The 2,958-nt window shown below is 41.0% G+C and carries 2 protein-coding genes; one reads left to right on the top strand and one right to left on the bottom strand.

The window, feature by feature from the left end; translation table 11 throughout:
- The coding region (locus tag C8E01_RS21785) for an InlB B-repeat-containing protein (protein ID WP_449421192.1) at positions 1–833 on the bottom strand (833 nt) is incomplete at its 3' end.
- A gap of 1,925 nt (positions 834–2,758) precedes the next feature.
- Between C8E01_RS21785 and C8E01_RS21780 the strand changes: the two genes are divergently transcribed.
- Positions 2,759–2,958 (top strand): hypothetical protein (locus C8E01_RS21780; protein WP_165820707.1); only part of this gene is annotated, 200 nt, incomplete at its 3' end.

Here is a 2,958-nt window from a genome sequence, read left to right as displayed (position 1 = left end):
GCCCCGCTCAGCTCGAACTTGACGCTCCCCACCGCCGAGGGCGAGGTGTTGGCCCGGATGTTGAGCTTGGTGCTCGAGAGCTCGGAGAGCACGATTACCGCCCCGTCCTCGAGGGCCTGCAGGTCCTGCTCGGTGTGGGAGTTGACGAGCGTGAAGCTCGTCACCTGCTGCTGGCTCGTGGCGGCGGTGAAGGTTGCCGTCAGGTCCACGTCCCCGTTCATGACCACCGGGAGCGGATTGGTGGTGCCCGTCACGTCCCCGCTCCAGCCGGCAAACTGGTAGCCGCTGGCCGGCGTCGCCGTCAGGTTCACGGTGCTGCCGGCCGCGTACGAGGACTGCTCCGGACTCTTGGTGACGGTGCCGCTGCCTACAATATTAACTGATAAAGTGTATTCCTCCGAGGGATCTGGTGATGAGGCGTCATCACTCACCAACACGCCGGCTGCAATACCTGCATTGGCATCAGTTGTAAGAATTACCCCATCAGGATTAAAATTCTGTTTACTACTAGTGGGATCACGGAAAGCTTCCCCTTTCATCAAGGTCATCTGAGGCCCTATAGAGATATTAGAAAGTGGTGATTCGTTGTATAGGATGTCACCACCGTAGGTTTTCGATGGGTAGATGACCCTTAATTTACCAGCTGCCTCATTCAACACAACGATAGGTGTAGTTCCTATGCGCGATACATCATACAAATCATCCCATGTTCCGCTTGGTCTTCGTACCAATAGCCCTATCAGAGGGTAGGCATCATCATTGTAACCTGTTTTGATGGCACAATACAATGTGCCATCGCTGGCAACCTTCATGTTCATGTGATCGTCGGCCATCCCATAACCAACATTTAATGCAGATTGTGAAGCAGGCACTTCATCAGCCGACCAGCTTGAGGCAGGATCTCCATCAGTATGAGTTTTAAAACCCCACCTGTCAGTATTCTGATTAGACCAAAGCACACCTATTTTTCCAGGCATAGCAACAACAGCAGCTGCGTCATCGCTTCTTAGATCACTAGCTAAAATTATTGGTGAACTCCATTCAGAATAAGGACCATCGCTCCACTGTACATGAACCTCAGTGTTTCTAACATAAGCCAACCACATTCTCCCGGTGCCGTCGATATCTATTGTAGCTGTCCTCACTTCGCTATTGAACGAGAAATTTACTATCGAAGACCTCGTCGGCCAAATTTCAAAGGTCTTAGAAGAAGGCACGTATTGGGCAGATATTAACTGCGAAGTATTACTTTGATAAACAAATACATGCACTACATTACCTACAATTTTACAATCTGCTCTTCCCTTCCTGCTTGTAAGCATCAACACATGTGTCCATGAAGTCCCATCGAGACGCCACAAGTGAGTTCCTGAAGAATTGGCCAGAGCAGCCCAATGCTTACCATCGTGGTAAAATATCTTGGACTGTGCTTTGTGATGCGTTCCTATACTAGCATCAATTGTAAGATTCTCTAAGTTTGTGACAGATGTAAACTGTGCTGATAAACCTAGAGAAAAGAAAAGAGCAAGTGCAAAGAGAAAAGTAAATTTTTTCATAAGGAGGGCATTTATTTTAATTGAAGATCAAAGTGAGATAGCGTGATGTTTTATTAAGCTTGCTTCCATATCCAGATGTATGTCACAAGCACAACTTTCATTGTAAATTTCCCAGACATCAAGCATGAATTTTAAAGTATAGCTGAACACGACTTATTTAAGAACAGACACGACTCAGTTGCTTATATTCTTATTTCATGAAAAAGTTTTTATAAAAGTGATTTTATTTGGTAAAATTCAGTTTTTTTTAAGTAAAATTATATAAACTACTTTTTCTTACTTCACATTATCTGCATCTGTATCCAAAAATTGTCGAAAAACACTGATTGTTATACTTTGCAATGTATCATTGATCATATGCATATTGAATCAACACATTAGTATCGTCTATTTTTTTGATGAATTTGCTGGCCTGGGTAAGGGAATAGCCATCATACTTTTATAATAAAGAACTAAAATATAGTGATAATGAACTCTACTGCAGGAAATGATATTTAGGGGCTATTTTACCGTTTTTGTTGCACTTGCATATTTATATGCTTTAATTGACCCCTTAGCCATATAGCTGGTTTTTATTATAATCTCTCCCTTTTTATAACAACAGTCACACATCTGCATTTTCTTTAAAAAAGAGAAAGATACCTTTTGAGATAGGTAGTAAAGTTGAAATCGATACTTTCTTTACCTGTACAATTTGTACTGGCAAGTGGAATGCTATATCTTATTTGTGAAAAACTATGAGATGCCAAATTAAAGCAAAGTGCTAGATATCTGCATTAATGCAAATATGATTTGAAGCCTTGGCTTAACGGTAACGGAAAGTTTGAACGCAAAGTTACGGTATAAAAGTCATTTATTTTGAATAATTCATATACTAAACATGAAATATATGCTTTTGTGGGCATTTCGAGTAGTTCTAGCTTTTATTTTTGAATTGAACTCCATTACATTTGTGAAAGGCATTCAAACAATAATATGCAAAATTGACATCAGTTGTAGTTGTGCGGTTTGAATGGTATTAAGTGTTGAATTTTAATAGAAAGGAATAATATATGATAACACCTTTAGGAGTAATTTTTCATTAAAAAACTATATTTCTGTAAATTAACTAAACATTTATGTAGCATGTAGCAGGATATCGTTTAAAATAATTTTCACTGTATTAGTACAATTAAATAACTTTCAACTTTAGCCAAAACAAGATGAATCTTAAATTTCGTTATATTTTAACGCCTATGTTAGTAGGCGCCATTGCATTTTCATGTGATAAGAAGGATTTAGAAGAAGTAAGCCCATCGCTTGGGATTGAGTCGGTTGGCAAGGCCACGGCCAGTTTGCTGTTCAGCCAGAACTTCGAGGGCAGCGACCCGCTCTCCTCCTTCCACAGCCTGGAGCTGGGCGC

This window comes from Pontibacter virosus, from assembly GCF_003096355.1.
Taxonomy (GTDB): Bacteria; Bacteroidota; Bacteroidia; order Cytophagales; family Hymenobacteraceae; genus Pontibacter; species Pontibacter virosus.
Note: the sequence above shows the minus strand (reverse complement) of the source record. Positions and strands in the feature narration are given on the sequence as shown.